This is a genomic window from Polynucleobacter antarcticus (assembly GCF_013307245.1).
GTDB lineage: Bacteria > Pseudomonadota > Gammaproteobacteria > Burkholderiales > Burkholderiaceae > Polynucleobacter > Polynucleobacter antarcticus.
Map to the genome: position 1 here is coordinate 1,807,096 of NZ_CP028941.1, position 13,348 is coordinate 1,820,443.

Consider the following 13,348-nt stretch of genomic DNA (forward strand, 5'->3'; position numbering starts at 1 on the left):
AGTACACAAGGAGCAAAACTTGAAAATTCGCAATCAAAAGGATTTTGGCGCGGGGATCTTCTATATCGTCGTTGGCCTTTTCTTTGCCATTGTTGCAACCCAATACAAGATGGGGACCGCTGCCAAAATGGGTCCTGGTTACTTTCCATTCTATTTAGGTGCTCTGATGGTGCTTTTGGGCCTCCTAATACTCATCAAGTCTTTGGGTGCAAAAGCAATGATTGATGATCTACCCCCATTTAACTGGAAAGTGATTGGAATCATCACTGGCTCTATTTCTCTTTTTGGAGTCTTGTTGCCCACCATGGGATTTTTAGTGGCTATTTTTGTTTTGGTTTTTGTCTCCTCAACTGCCAGTAAGGAATTTAGCTGGAAGTCAGCAGTAATCAATTCAATCGTCTTAATTGTGTTCACTTACTCCGTCTTTATCATCGGCCTGAAACTGAGTTTTCCAGTTCTACCGTTCTTTTTTGAATAACCCCGGGAAATAGAAAAATGGAATTATTTAATAATCTTGCTCTCGGATTTGACACTGCATTTACACTGCAAAATTTGCTGTATTGCCTGATCGGCTGTATCTTGGGTACCCTCATTGGGGTTCTTCCTGGGCTTGGTCCTGTTGCGACTATTGCGATGCTGTTGCCAGCAACCTATGCCCTGCCTCCCATCGCCGCATTAATTATGCTGTCAGGCATTTACTACGGCTCACAGTACGGCGGTTCGACTACTGCTATTTTGCTCAATATCCCCGGGGAAACGTCCTCGGTGGTAACGGCGATTGACGGCTACCAAATGGCCAAAAATGGTCGCGGTGGTGTTGCCTTGTTTACTGCCGGTATAGGCTCGTTCTTTGCTGGTTGCGTAGCTACTTTGGTATTGGCCGCTTTTGCTGCCCCTCTTTCACAGCTTGCCTTTAAATTTGGTCCAGCGGAATATTTCTCACTAATGGTCTTGGGTCTAATTGGTGCAGTGGTATTGGCTTCAGGCTCGCTTATTAAAGCTATCGGCATGATTGTTCTTGGCCTCTTAATGGGATTGATTGGAACTGATGTCAACTCTGGTGTTGCGCGCTACTCTTTTGATATTCCACAGCTGAGTGACGGCATTGGCTTTGTTAGCGTGGCTATGGGCGTCTTTGGCTTTGCTGAAATCATGAATAACCTTGAGAAAAAGGGGGATGACGCAAGCTTCTTGAATAAAGTCACCACCATGATTCCAACCAAGCAAGATATCAAACGGATGATTCCATCCATCTTACGTGGCACCACCATTGGTTCTCTCTTAGGTATCTTGCCCGGCGGTGGCGCTGCCTTAGCTGCTTTTGGTGCTTACTCGGTAGAAAAGAAAACCTCTAAATACGGTCATGAGTTTGGCAAAGGTGCGATTGAGGGTGTGGCTGGTCCAGAGGCTGCTAATAATGCTGCGGCACAAACTTCTTTCATTCCATTGCTGACACTCGGTATTCCACCGAATGCGGTGATGGCCTTGATGGTGGGTGCGATGACCATTCACAACATACAACCAGGCCCTCAAGTGATGACCAGTAACCCAGCATTATTCTGGGGTCTGATTGCCTCAATGTGGATTGGTAACATCATGTTGATTCTTTTGAACTTGCCCCTGATTGGTATCTGGGTAAAGCTCTTAAAGATTCCTTACCGACTGATGTACCCCGCAATTCTGGTTTTTTGCTGTATTGGTGTCTATACCGTCAATAATTCTATTTTTGATATTTACGTGACCGCTGCTTTTGGGTTGATCGGCTACCTCTTCTTCAAGCTTGGTTGCGAACCCGCTCCATTGCTTCTCGGTTTTGTGCTGGGTCCGATGATGGAAGAAAACTTCCGTCGTGCCTTGTTGTTATCTCGAGGTGATTTCACGACCTTCTTTACTAGACCGCTTTCCTTGGGTCTGTTGATTGCGGCAGCCTTACTGGTTGTCATTGTGGCATTACCAGCAGTCAAGAAGACGCGTGAAGAGGCCTTTGTGGAGGAGTAATCCTTTCTTCTGCCTTACAGAAACAAGCCCGCAGCAGTTTGCGGGCTTTTTCTTTATGGGTAAGGCTTTTCTCTACAATAGCCCTATGTCCCAAGAGAGCAAATCGCCCAAATCCCCTGTCGACTCGATCAACGAGCCTTCTAACTTCCTACGTCAGATCATCGATCACGACCTGGCTAGCGGCGCCTATCAAAATCGAACCAATAAAGATGGGCAGGCGATTCCATCGATCATTACCCGTTTCCCGCCAGAGCCTAATGGCTATCTCCACATTGGTCACGCTAAAAGTATTTGCTTGAACTTTGGCTTGGCTGCAGATTACAAAGCCTTGCCTGGTGGCGCCCGTTGCAATATGCGACTGGATGACACCAACCCAGTGAAAGAAGATGTGGAGTACGCAGAGAGTATTTTGGATGCAGTGAAATGGCTTGGCTTTAACTGGGATGTTGATGGCGAGGCGCACCTCTATCACGCTAGTGATTACTTTGATCAGCTTTATGAATTTGCTGAACTACTCATTCAACAAGGTAAAGCCTATGTGGACAGTCAGAGCGCTGATGATATTCACGCTAATCGAGGCAACTTTGGCCAGGCTGGAAAAAACAGTCCGAATCGCGACCGCACTCCTGCAGAAAATCTCACACTCTTTCGAGAGATGCGCGCTGGCCAATACCCCGATGGCAAACATGTACTGCGCTTAAAGATTGATATGGCGCACCCCAATATGGTGATGCGTGATCCGGTGATTTATCGCATTCGTCATACGGATCATCATCGCACGGGTAGCAAGTGGTGTATTTATCCTTTGTATGATTTCACGCACTGTATTTCAGATGCACTAGAAAATGTGTCTCACTCTATTTGCACGTTGGAGTTTGAAAACAACCGCCCACTATATGACTGGATTGTGAATGCTTTAGCAGAGCTGGGTGTTTTCAAAAATCCCGTTCCCCATCAATATGAATTCGCTCGCCTAAATTTAACTTACACCCTCACTAGTAAGCGCAAGCTTTTACAGCTGGTAGAGGAAAAGTGTGTAGATGGTTGGGATGATCCTCGCATGCCAACCATTGTGGGTATCCGTCGCAGAGGCTATACCCCTGAAAGTATTCGCTTGTTCTGCGAGCGCATTGGCGTTTCTAAAGCCGATAGTTGGATTGATATGAGTACGCTCGATCAAGCCCTACGTGATGACCTAGAAGCAAAAGCGCCCCGGGCTACAGCTGTTCTTCAGCCTCTCAAACTCGTGATCGAAAACTTCGAAGCCTCTGCCTCTGAGCCTTGCTCTGCACCGCGCCATCCGCAACACCCTGAGTGGGGCAATAGGGAGTTTCATTTCACGCGCGATCTTTGGATCGAAGCAGATGATTTTATGCAAGAGCCCGCCAAAGGCTTTTTTAGACTCTACCCGCCAATTGGTGATCAGCTGGGAGGACGCGTACGCTTACGGCATGGCTTTGTAATCGAATGTACTGGCTTTGAAAAAGATGCTAGTGGCAAGGTCACTCAAGTCAATGCGATGTATTTCCCTGACAGTAAGAGCGGCACTCCAGGATCGAATAACTACAAGGTTAAAGGGAACATTCATTGGATTAGTGCAACAGAGGCAGTGCCAGCAGAAGTACGACTTTTTGATCACTTATTCAATGACCCACATCCTGATAGTGGTGACAAAAATTTCCTGGATGCGATCAATCCCCAGTCCAAGCAAACGATTACTGCTTATTTAGAACCTTGCATGAAACAGGTTCCAGCTGAAGCGCGTTTTCAATTTGAGCGTCACGGCTACTTTATTGCTGATCAAACAGATTCAAAACCTGGCAAGCCCGTCTTTAATCGCACCGTCGGACTTAAGGATTCTTGGAAATAGTTTTTAAAAATATAGCGACGCTGGGATAACGCAGCGGGGTTTTTAATTCTGCCAGCCTGGTATTTGTTACGCGTCGTGACTCTCGCATAAAAGACCACAACATCGGAGATACCAATTTTTCTAAATCCCTGGCAGGTAATCTTGGAGGACGCTCTAAGCCATAGGCATCAGCAACCTCATCAAAATAATCCCCCATCTTGGTTTCCCCACCATCGCAAGTATTAATCACGCGCTGTGGCTTACCGTGATAAGTAGCAGCGCAAATGAGTCTGGCTAAATCATCACTTTGAATATGGTTGGAGTAGGCATCCTCCGCAGATATTAATGCGGGTGTTCTAGATTGAATACGCTCAACTGGCAAACGATTTTCTGCATAGATTCCTGGGACCCGCAAAATGGTTAGCGTAACGCCATGGGCAGGAGCCCACATGCGAAGGGTATTCTCAGCATCGACGCGCCTCTTTGCGCGTTCACTTTGGGGTTTGACTGGGGTGATTTCGCTGACTTTTGCACCCGCGTGATCCCCATAGACACCCGTGGTGCTGACATAAATCAGGCGCCTGACAGCCTGTGATCCTTGGGCTAAAATCCGGAGGAGATTGCGAGTTCGGCAATCGCGATGACCTGTATTTTGGGGTGGTGCTAAGTGAATGACTGTTTGGGCTAATCCACTTAAGCGCCACAAGCTATCGGGCTTATCCAGATCCCCCAAAATAGGCGTCGCGCCCACTGCTCTCAACTCCTGAAAGCGTGCTTTCTGGGAAGTTAAAGCATAGATGTGATGACTCTGGGAAAGCTGTTCGGCAACGCGAACACCGATGTCGCCACAGCCTATGATCAGAATTCGGGGTTTACTAAAAGATGACATAGTCATATCGTAACGATTTATTGAAAGGAATGAGAGTGTCTTACCAAGTCACGCTCAAAGCGAGCGGCAAACAATTTACGGTAGATCAGGATGAAACTCTCCTAGAGGCAGCGTTGCAACATGGCATCACCTTGCCCTATGGCTGCAAGAATGGCGCATGCGGGTCTTGCAAAGGGAAAGTGCTAGAAGGTCAAGTAAGCCATGGGCAACATAGTGCTGCGGCGCTCAGCCCCGCAGATGCGTTAGCAGGGGCAAGCTTATTCTGTTGCGCCTATCCTCAATCCGATCTTCTGATTGAAGCCCGTGAAGTCCAAGGGGCCGGTGATATTGCTATTCGTAAAGTACCTTGCCGTGTCAACTCGATAACAAAACCCAGTAGTGATGTCGCTATTCTTCAGCTTCAACTTCCAGCCAGTGAACGCTTTCAATTTCTTGCTGGGCAGTATGTGGAGTTGCTTCTCAAAGATGGCCAGCGCCGTGCTTACTCGATCGCCAATGCACCAGATCAAGCGGGACCCCTAGAGATGCATATTCGTCATTTGCCTGGTGGACTATTTACTGACGTGGTGTTTGGCGCCAAAGAGCCAGCACTGAAAGAGAGAGATATTTTGCGCTTCGAGGGTCCATTGGGTAGTTTTTTCTTGAGGGAAGATGCTCAAAAACCCATTATTTTTGTTGCTGCCGGTACTGGCTTTGCACCGATTAAGTCCATCATTGAGCAAATGCAGTCCAAAAAGATTGAACGTCCGATGCATTTGTACTGGGGTGGCCGTCGCCCCAGCGATCTGTACCTCGATGCGCTCTGCCAGACATGGGCTAAAAACATTCCTGGGTTGACTTATATCCCCGTTATTTCAGATGGGCTTTCAGAAGATCAATGGCGTGGACGCACCGGCTTTGTGCACCAAGCAGTCATGGCAGATCACCCAGATTTAGGCAAATATCAGGTGTATGCCTGTGGCGCTCCCGTTATGGTCAATGCAGCGCGCCAGGACTTTGTATCCCATTGCCATTTGCCTGAGGAAGAATTCTTTGCCGACTCTTTCACTAGCGCAGCGGACCTGGTAGCAAACTCAGCCTGATAATGCGAAACTACAGCTTAGATCATTTAATACATTTTTTACACAAGCACTATGAATAAGCCAGCCCCAACCATAGACAATCATTCAGTGATGTTCATCACCCCGCGACCAGAGTTAACGATGGTTGAGGGAAATGGTTCATGGCTCACAGACAACAATGGCAAGCGCTATCTAGATTTCTTACAGGGTTGGGCAGTCAATTGTCTGGGTCATTGCAACCCGGGCATGATTGAAGCCTTAAATACACAGGCAAAAAAACTTATTAATCCAAGTCCTGCGTTTTATAACGAGCCCATGATTCGTTTATCGAATTTGCTCACAGAAAATAGTTGCTTCAATAAAGTGTTCTTTGCCAATAGCGGTGCTGAAGCCAATGAAGGTGCGATTAAGCTAGCCCGTAAATGGGGGCAATCGAATAAAGCAGGTGCCTTTGAAATCATTACCTTTGATCACAGTTTTCACGGTCGCACACTTGCCACAATGAGTGCCTCGGGTAAGCCTGGCTGGGATACGATGTTCGCTCCTCAAGTACCGGGTTTTCCAAAAGCAGAACTCAACGATATCGCTTCCGTCAAAAAACTCGTCACAGATAAAACAGTGGCAGTGATGATTGAGCCGGTTCAAGGTGAAGGTGGTGTGATTCCCAGCACTAAAGAATTTATGCAGAGTCTGCGTCAATTCACTAAAGAAAATAATATTCTGCTGATTGTCGATGAAGTGCAAGCGGGCTGTGGCCGAACCGGCAAGCTCTTTGCATATCAGCATTACGATATTGAGCCGGACATCATGACCTTAGGAAAGGGTATTGGTGGTGGCGTCCCCTTAGCAGCACTGATGGCAACAGATGCAGTAGCCTGCTTTGTTCCTGGCGATCAGGGAGGGACTTACAACGGTAACCCTCTCATGACCGCGGTGGGCGCCAGTGTAATTGAACAACTTCTCGCTCCAGGATTTTTAGAATCGGTTCGAACAAAAGGCGAGTTACTCAGTAAAGAATTACTCTCGATCTCCGCAGAATTTAAGCTTGAAGGTGAGCGTGGTGAAGGTCTATTACGTGCCCTCATGCTGAGTAGTGATATAGGCGCAAAGCTCGTTGAACTAGCAAGGGATCGTAACCCAGAAGGTCTGTTGATTAATTCACCAAGACCCAATCTTTTACGTTTTATGCCGGCACTCAATGTCAGCGAAGCTGAAATTCGTCAGATGTGCAATATCCTGCGAGAGCTGCTAAAGCAAGTTAGCTAGTTAACTAAGCTTTTAGGAAGCGAGAAGGTGACATCTTCCACTACACCTTCTAAGCTACGGATGTTGCGCGGACCAAACTCCTGAATTTTTGCAACAATCGCTTGAGCCAAACTTTCAGGGGCAGAGGCGCCTGCAGTCAGACCCACTCGCTTCTTACCTACAAACCATTCTGCTTGTAACTGCTCTGGCGCATCGACCATGTAAGCCGGTACACCTAACTTTTCAGCTAATTCACGCAAGCGATTGGAGTTAGAGCTTGCCTTACTGCCCACCACAATAACTACCTCAACCTGAGGCGCCATGAATTTCACAGCGTCTTGGCGATTTTGCGTAGCGTAGCAAATATCCTGCTTACGAGGCCGAACAATCTGTGGAAACTTGGTAATGAGGGCATCCACAATTTCTTTAGTCTCATCTACAGAGAGGGTAGTTTGCGTCACAAAAGCCATTTTTTCATTTTCAGCAAAAGGAAGCTTTGCGATATCGGCGACTTTTTCAATCAGATGCAGGCCTGCTTCGATTTGGCCCATCGTACCTTCAACTTCTGGATGGCCAGCGTGACCAATCATCAAGATCGTAAAACCATCTTTAGCCATCTTGACTACTTCAAGATGTACTTTGGTTACCAGTGGGCAAGTAGCGTCGTATACCTGCAGCCCACGCTCCTGTGCCTCCAAGCGAACCGCTTGAGAAACACCGTGGGCACTGAAAACCACAATGCCCCCTGCGGGGACTTCATGCAATTCATCTACAAAAACGGCACCCTTCTCACGCAGCTCATTCACGACGTAAGCGTTATGCACAATCTCATGACGAACATAAATCGGTGCGCCAAAACGTGTCAGCGCCTCATTCACAATATTGATTGCTCGATCTACTCCCGCACAAAAGCCCCGCGGCTGTGCCATCAAAATTTCTGCAGTGTCTTGTTTCGTCATCGCTTTTTTCAGTTAAAGAATGGCCACAATTTCAGCTTCAAAGGTAACCGGTCTGCCAGCAAGCGGGTGATTGAAATCAAACCAAGCACCCTCTTCGTTAATCGATTGCAATACGCCCGCATATTGCGCGCCACCAGGTGCATTAAATTCAATCACATCACCGGGGTTAAATTCCACATCTTCATCGCGCCCTTCTTTCAGCGCACCCAAAGAAACCCACTGAATCAATTCTTCTTTACGCTCACCAAAACTCTCTTCTGATGGCAGCAAGGCACTCCGCTTTTCCCCAACCGATAAACCCATCAACACATTTTCAAAACAAGGTGCAAATTGTCCAGACCCCATCATCACCGTAGCAGGCCGATCCACAAAAGTATTGATGTAATCCTCCCCGCTAGGCAGGGTCAAGCGGTAGTTCAAAGTCAAAAAGGAGTTAGGCAAAACCGTCAACTTAGTCATAAGCTTATTGTATCTAGACCTGACCAGAGCGTGCACGCCCCCATTACCGCTTGGCCCCTCATGGAGCAGCCGCGGGAGAAATTACGCGCCCTAGGCGCAGCAGCCCTAACTGACGCTGAATTACTCGCTATTTTTTTACGTGTTGGCGTGAAAGGCAAAACAGCCGTGGCTTTGGCCAAAGATCTCTTGCACCATTTCGGCAGCCTACCGCGCCTACTGTCCTGCACCCCCGAAGAATTAACCCAGATACATGGAATGGGGATTTCTAAATGGTCCCAAATTCAGGCTGCTCATGAGCTCGTTAAGCGCAGCCTTGAAGAAAAACTGTCTGAAGATTCCATTCTTTCCTCCCCCGGCTATGTCCGAGAGTTCCTACAAGCAAAGTATGGACGTCTTCCCCACGAGGTTTTTATCTGCCTATACCTTGACTCCCGCTTACGCCTCATCGAGTGTCAGGAGCTCTTTAGAGGCTCTAATAACCGCACTGCCGTTTACCCCCGAGAGATACTCAAGGAAGCCCTCTCGCGGAATGCCAGCGCTCTTATAGTGGCCCATAACCACCCAAGCGGTAGTTCAGAGCCGAGCGAAGCGGACCTTGAACTAACCCAATTGCTATACAAAGCCTTACAGTTGGTGGATATTTCCCTACTGGATCATTGCATTGTGAGTAGCAGCGGTTTTTACTCATTTTCAGATGAAGGTCATATGAAATATGATTTATAAAATAAGTAATCACTAACTTATTCATAAATATCCCCTGTTTTTTAAGCTAAATGTGTCTGCCGTCAAAACTAAAGTCACCTAGGGGTAGATCAAAGTGCCCTGGGACTGATACAATCTTCTTTTTTCGCAATTAATGGAGTTATGTCATGGCAAAAGTTTGCCAAGTCACTGGGAAGAAGCCGATGGTTGGCAACAATGTATCCCATGCAAACAATAAAACGAAGCGTCGCTTTTTGCCGAATTTGCAAAATCGTCGTTTCTGGGTTGAATCAGAAAACCGCTGGATTAGCTTGCGCTTAACCAATGCCGGTTTGCGCGTGATCGACAAGAACGGCATTGATGCCGTGCTGACTGATCTTCGTGCACGTGGCGAAATTTAAGGAGCACAGAAATGGCTAAAGGCGGCAGAGAAAAAATCAAGTTAGAGTCATCAGCAGGTACTGGTCACTTTTACACCACAACAAAAAACAAGCGTACTAAGCCTGAAAAGATTGAGATCATGAAGTTCGATCCAACGATTCGTAAGCACGTTGCTTATAAAGAAACAAAGCTGAAGTAATTCACATTATTTTACTCAACAAAAAACCCGCTTCGTTGCGGGTTTTTTGTTTTCTGCAATATCGAATTGACTCGGGCCGCTGATATCTATCCGTAACGGCGCAATCTCAATGAAAAGTCACGTAAGCTACTCAGACCGCTATCTTCAGCGCGCTGACACCATGCATGCAATTGCGCTACGAGTTGCTCACCAGTGGCATTAGAACGACTCCAAATGGAATGTAATTCACGGCGCATCTCAATCATCTTGCGCAACTGTGCATTGCTTGCCATCAACTCTTCTAACTTGGCTTTTTCAAGCTCCGTCAGTTTGGCTTCATCCTTACCCAACCAAGTACGAGCATCTTTCAGATGGGCTGCTAAAACCTGCATATGCTGGACTTCATTGTTAAAAAAGCCACGTAAGGTCTTGCTATAGCGCGCCATGATTTCATAACGATTCGCAATGATCGCCTCTAGCGTTCCCTGGTCAGCCGGACGTAAATCAGTCAGCTGTGGCTTCGGTGAGGTCTTTTTAACGGTCGCTAAACCCACCGCACTCATCATCTGAATATAGAGCCAGCCAATATCAAACTCGTACCACTTACTAGACAGCTTGGCGCTGGTTGCAAAGGTATGGTGATTGTTATGCAACTCTTCGCCGCCAATCAAAATACCTAAAGGAAAAATATTGGTAGCGGCATCGTCGCAATCGTAATTGCGATAGCCCCAATAGTGACCAATCCCATTAATGATGCCGGCAGCGGTAATTGGTATCCATAGCATCTGGACTGCCCACACCGTTAAGCCAATCGCACCAAACAAAGCCACATCAATGATCAGCATGAGTGCAACGCCCTGCCATGAATACTTGGCATATAGATTCCGCTCAAGCCAGTCATCTGGAGTGCCGTGACCAAATTTACTCAAAGTCTCTTGATTGCGAGATTCTTCTTTATACAACTCAGCACCACGCGTGAGCACAGTCGCAATACCTAAAATTTGTGGGCTATGTGGATCATCCACAGTCTCGCACTTAGCGTGATGCTTGCGATGAATAGCTGCCCATTCCTTAGTCACCATACCGGTAGTAAGCCAGAGCCAAAAACGGAAAAAGTGCGACATGATGGGATGCAATTCCAAAGCACGGTGCGCCTGACAACGATGGAGAAAAATCGTGACTGCAGCAATCGTGATGTGCGTTACCACCAAGGTAAAGACTAGGATTTGCCACCAAGCCCAATCTAAATAACCATTGGCAAGCCAGTGAAGAAACAAATCAACATTTGAGAGTGAAGCAGTATTCAAAAGGGTATCCCTAAAGAGGTAAACCTTTATTTTAGAGCTTTACTGGCTTTCTTGGGTTTGACATTACCGTCTTTTAGAGGGGCTTTATTCGCACTAGCTTCTAGTACAGGAGAGGTGGCTGCCTTCTTTTGAAAGACTGCCCCGAAGAAGCCATCTGTCCCATGAATATGAGGCCATAGCTGCCACCATGGGTTATCGAGGCTGCAACCTAGAGGTAGGGCTTCTTTCGGGAACAGGGGCTTGAGTGCCTCTGCCGCGGGAACTGCTTCAAATTCCGGATGTTTAGCCAAAAAGTCTTCGGCAATCTGTTGATTCTCTTGCGGCAAAAGACTGCAAGTGGCGTAGACCAAGCGGCCACCCGGCTTTAATAAACGGCTGGCTGAAGCCAAGATATTCATCTGCTTCTGATTTAACTCTAGAACGCCCGTAGGTGTTTGACGCCATTTCAGATCGGGATTACGGCGTAAGGTTCCCATGCCAGTACAAGGGGCATCAACGAGTACCCGATCAATTTTGCCGGCAAGGCGCTTAATCTTCGAATCGTTTTCACTATCAATCCACACGGGATGCACATTAGACAGGCCGCTACGGGCTTGCCTAGGCTTTAAATTAGCTAAGCGACGCTCTGATGTATCGAGTGCATACAAACGCCCTGTGGAGCGCATGATCGCTCCAATGGCTAAAGTCTTACCACCAGCACCAGCACAAAAATCTACCACCATCTCGCCACGTTTGGGTGCAAGGAGGTAGGCCAACAACTGACTGCCCTCATCCTGAACTTCAAACATTCCCGACTTAAAAGCCACCGTGTTTTGCAAAGCGGGCTTACCCATAATCCTTAAACCATCTGGGGCATAAGGAGTGGGAATTGCTTGATAGCGACCGCCTAAAGCATTCATCTCCACCATCAACTGCTCGCGGGTAGTTTTCATGGTGTTGGCACGCAAATCCAATAGCGCTGGATGCATAAGTGATTTGGCTAATGCCTCTCGGGTCTCTTCTCCAGGGTATTTTCCAAAAGCATCCCATAACCATTCGGGTAAGTTATTGCGCACTAAAGGATTGAGAGTGCTTGAATCAATCGTGGCAAAACGTTGCAGCCACTCATATTCACCAGTCTTGAGGACATGCGCTAAATCAGCAATGCCACTCTCTGCACGATTAGCAGAGCCTAGACCTCCCTCTGTCAAAGCCGACAGCAAACCCAATAGGGCTAGTCGTCTTGCTTGTGAGCCTTCACCACTCACAGCAAATTGGGAGAACTCATTTTTACGGCGCAAGATCGCGAAAGCACTCTCCGCAATTAAGGCACGATCACGATTACCAAGTTGCGGCTCAGCCCTAAAATAACGACTCACTACACGATCTGCAGGCTGATCAAAGGTCAGCAACTCTGGCAGTAAGCGCTCTAAATGAATCGCATGTTGCGGCAAAGCTTTTGCATTAGAAAAGTTTTTTTGTCCTTCAGGAGCAATGATGTTGCCGCTGGCATTGCGACGCTCTGGACGACGTAAAGGATCTTTATTTTTTGTTGCGTAACTTTTTTGTGCACTTTTTTGTGTAGCTAGGCGAGGTCCGGCTTTAGATCGGGATGTAGGGCTGGCACTAGCACTTCGGGATGGACGTTCTTTACTCATAGTTTTATTAATTGCGACTCCGGGGGTTGAATCTGAACTTGATTACCTACTATTCGCAATCGTCCATCAAGAAACCATTTTACGGCCCGCGGGTAAATCTGATGCTCAGCCCCTAAAACACGGGCCGCTAGAGTATCCGCATCATCCCCCGCAAGGACTGGAACGGAAGCCTGACAAATGATCGGCCCCTCATCCACGCCTTCAGTAACGAAATGGACGGTAGCCCCGTGCTCCTTCGCTTTAGCCTCTAAAGCACGCTCATGAGTATGCAAACCCGGGAAGGCTGGGAGTAAGGCAGGGTGGATATTAATCAGTCGCCCTTCAAAATGGCGAATAAATGCTGGGGTCAGAATTCTCATAAACCCCGCTAGAACAACTAAATCAGCTCCTAATTCATCGATTTTCTGAATTAAAGCAGTATCAAAGGACTCTCGGGTAGCATGCTCCCGATGCTCAATGGCAAACGCAGGAATACCCTGGGAGCGAGCAAAATCAAGGCCTTTAGCGCCTGCATGGTTTGCAATCAGGCCTGTAAACGTGACTGGCCAGTGCTCTTTTTGGGCTATTTTGACGATGGCCTCGAAATTCGATCCGCGGCCAGAGATTAAGGTGACGATAGAAGGCATGCCCACAATATAATTGATGGCTACCCTGAAAGCGACTAAGTGAACTGTAAATGAGTG

The 13,348-nt window shown here is 47.4% G+C and carries 14 protein-coding genes; 8 read left to right on the top strand and 6 right to left on the bottom strand.

The features are described from left to right. Positions 1-19 precede the first annotated feature (19 nt). From DCO16_RS09380 to DCO16_RS09390, 3 genes are all read left to right on the top strand, one after another. Entirely contained in the window at positions 20-478 is a 459-nt protein-coding gene (locus DCO16_RS09380; protein WP_173943396.1) for a tripartite tricarboxylate transporter TctB family protein, read from the top strand. 17 nt (positions 479-495) lie between these two features. Next, positions 496-1,998, top strand: coding sequence for a tripartite tricarboxylate transporter permease (locus tag DCO16_RS09385; protein WP_173943397.1), 1,503 nt, complete (start codon positions 496-498; stop codon positions 1,996-1,998). An 85-nt stretch (positions 1,999-2,083) separates the two neighbouring features. Continuing rightward, entirely contained in the window at positions 2,084-3,868 is a 1,785-nt protein-coding gene (locus tag DCO16_RS09390; RefSeq protein ID WP_173943398.1) for a glutamine--tRNA ligase/YqeY domain fusion protein, read from the top strand. Here DCO16_RS09390 and DCO16_RS09395 read toward each other — a convergent pair. Continuing rightward, positions 3,849-4,736 (bottom strand): SDR family oxidoreductase, encoded by an 888-nt coding sequence (locus DCO16_RS09395; RefSeq protein WP_173943857.1) that lies wholly within the window; start codon positions 4,734-4,736, stop codon positions 3,849-3,851. The genes DCO16_RS09390 and DCO16_RS09395 overlap by 20 nt on opposite strands. 35 nt (positions 4,737-4,771) lie before the next feature. On the opposite strand from DCO16_RS09395, the gene DCO16_RS09400 reads away from it, so the two are divergent. Together DCO16_RS09400 and DCO16_RS09405 are read left to right on the top strand one after the other, a co-directional pair. Then, entirely contained in the window at positions 4,772-5,818 is a 1,047-nt protein-coding gene (locus tag DCO16_RS09400) for a CDP-6-deoxy-delta-3,4-glucoseen reductase (RefSeq protein ID WP_173943399.1), read from the top strand. Positions 5,819-5,869: 51 nt separating this feature from the next. Next, complete coding sequence (locus DCO16_RS09405) at positions 5,870-7,063, top strand: acetylornithine transaminase (RefSeq protein ID WP_173943400.1); 1,194 nt, start codon at positions 5,870-5,872, stop codon at positions 7,061-7,063. Here the strand turns inward: DCO16_RS09405 and ispH are convergent. Beyond that, the gene (gene ispH, locus DCO16_RS09410) at positions 7,060-8,001 is read right to left on the bottom strand and encodes a 4-hydroxy-3-methylbut-2-enyl diphosphate reductase (protein ID WP_173943401.1); all 942 of its coding nucleotides are present in this window, start codon (positions 7,999-8,001) and stop codon (positions 7,060-7,062) included. The genes DCO16_RS09405 and ispH overlap by 4 nt on opposite strands. A 12-nt stretch (positions 8,002-8,013) precedes the next feature. Next, entirely contained in the window at positions 8,014-8,460 is a 447-nt protein-coding gene (locus tag DCO16_RS09415) for an FKBP-type peptidyl-prolyl cis-trans isomerase (protein ID WP_173943402.1), read from the bottom strand. Between the two features lie 30 nt (positions 8,461-8,490). Here DCO16_RS09415 and radC point away from each other — a divergent pair, with 30 nt between their 5' ends. The 3 genes from radC to rpmG all read left to right on the top strand — a co-directional run bounded on the left by radC (position 8,491) and on the right by rpmG (position 9,742). Next, the gene (radC, locus tag DCO16_RS09420; RefSeq protein ID WP_367652070.1) at positions 8,491-9,183 is read left to right on the top strand and encodes a RadC family protein; all 693 of its coding nucleotides are present in this window, start codon (positions 8,491-8,493) and stop codon (positions 9,181-9,183) included. 146 nt (positions 9,184-9,329) lie between these two features. Continuing rightward, on the top strand, positions 9,330-9,563 hold the full coding sequence (gene rpmB / locus DCO16_RS09425; protein WP_088526345.1) for a 50S ribosomal protein L28: 234 nt from the start codon (positions 9,330-9,332) through the stop codon (positions 9,561-9,563). A gap of 11 nt (positions 9,564-9,574) precedes the next feature. Beyond that, positions 9,575-9,742, top strand: a complete 168-nt coding sequence (rpmG, locus tag DCO16_RS09430) for a 50S ribosomal protein L33 (protein WP_173943403.1) — start codon at positions 9,575-9,577, stop codon at positions 9,740-9,742. Positions 9,743-9,828: 86 nt separating this feature from the next. Here the strand turns inward: rpmG and DCO16_RS09435 are convergent, their stop codons facing one another. Genes DCO16_RS09435 through purN form a run of 3 tightly spaced genes read right to left on the bottom strand, consistent with a single transcriptional unit; the run spans position 9,829 to position 13,291 of the window. Beyond that, positions 9,829-11,028 carry a DesA family fatty acid desaturase gene (locus tag DCO16_RS09435; RefSeq protein ID WP_173943404.1) on the bottom strand — a complete coding sequence of 400 codons (1,200 nt, stop codon included), beginning with the start codon at positions 11,026-11,028 and terminating at the stop codon, positions 9,829-9,831. Between the two features lie 26 nt (positions 11,029-11,054). Continuing rightward, the gene (locus DCO16_RS09440) at positions 11,055-12,665 is read right to left on the bottom strand and encodes an RsmB/NOP family class I SAM-dependent RNA methyltransferase (protein ID WP_173943405.1); all 1,611 of its coding nucleotides are present in this window, start codon (positions 12,663-12,665) and stop codon (positions 11,055-11,057) included. Further along, the gene (gene purN, locus DCO16_RS09445; RefSeq protein ID WP_173943406.1) at positions 12,662-13,291 is read right to left on the bottom strand and encodes a phosphoribosylglycinamide formyltransferase; all 630 of its coding nucleotides are present in this window, start codon (positions 13,289-13,291) and stop codon (positions 12,662-12,664) included. The genes DCO16_RS09440 and purN overlap by 4 nt, the downstream gene beginning before the upstream one ends. Positions 13,292-13,348 lie beyond the last annotated feature (57 nt).

Coding starts and splice junctions, on each gene's coding strand:
- purN (WP_173943406.1), bottom strand. CDS start 13,291: ATGCCTTCTATCGTCACCTTAATCTCTGGCCGCGGATCGAATTTCGAG.
- DCO16_RS09405 (WP_173943400.1), top strand. CDS start 5,870: ATGAATAAGCCAGCCCCAACCATAGACAATCATTCAGTGATGTTCATC.
- DCO16_RS09390 (WP_173943398.1), top strand. CDS start 2,084: ATGTCCCAAGAGAGCAAATCGCCCAAATCCCCTGTCGACTCGATCAAC.
- rpmG (WP_173943403.1), top strand. CDS start 9,575: ATGGCTAAAGGCGGCAGAGAAAAAATCAAGTTAGAGTCATCAGCAGGT.
- ispH (WP_173943401.1), bottom strand. CDS start 8,001: ATGACGAAACAAGACACTGCAGAAATTTTGATGGCACAGCCGCGGGGC.
- DCO16_RS09440 (WP_173943405.1), bottom strand. CDS start 12,665: ATGAGTAAAGAACGTCCATCCCGAAGTGCTAGTGCCAGCCCTACATCC.
- DCO16_RS09385 (WP_173943397.1), top strand. CDS start 496: ATGGAATTATTTAATAATCTTGCTCTCGGATTTGACACTGCATTTACA.
- DCO16_RS09395 (WP_173943857.1), bottom strand. CDS start 4,736: ATGTCATCTTTTAGTAAACCCCGAATTCTGATCATAGGCTGTGGCGAC.
- rpmB (WP_088526345.1), top strand. CDS start 9,330: ATGGCAAAAGTTTGCCAAGTCACTGGGAAGAAGCCGATGGTTGGCAAC.
- DCO16_RS09415 (WP_173943402.1), bottom strand. CDS start 8,460: ATGACTAAGTTGACGGTTTTGCCTAACTCCTTTTTGACTTTGAACTAC.